The organism is Vibrio sp. 10N.222.46.A1 (assembly GCF_041473595.1).
Taxonomy (GTDB): domain Bacteria; phylum Pseudomonadota; class Gammaproteobacteria; order Enterobacterales; family Vibrionaceae; genus Vibrio; species Vibrio tasmaniensis_A.
Genome location: NZ_JBFRSN010001599.1, coordinates 1 through 204 on the forward strand (window position 1 = coordinate 1; position 204 = coordinate 204).

Genomic DNA, 204 nt, shown 5'->3' on the forward strand with positions numbered 1-204 from the left:
CTTGTTGAAGCGATCAACACGGCCGCCCGTATCTACGATACGTTGCTTACCAGTGTAAAACGGGTGACATTTGTCACATACGTCTAGGTGGATTGATTCTTTTGCTAGCGTTGAGTTGAACTCAAATGTGTTGCCGCAAGAACAAGTTGCAGAAACTGCTTTGTATTCTGGGTGGATACCAACTTTCATGGGAAAACCTCAATT

At 44.1% G+C, this 204-nt stretch carries 1 protein-coding gene; it reads right to left on the bottom strand.

Annotated elements, in window-relative coordinates; all coding sequences use genetic code 11:
- On the bottom strand, positions 1–189 hold a 189-nt coding region (gene rpmE, locus AB4496_RS28355; protein ID WP_372133387.1), incomplete at its 3' end, for a 50S ribosomal protein L31.
- Positions 190–204 lie beyond the last annotated feature (15 nt).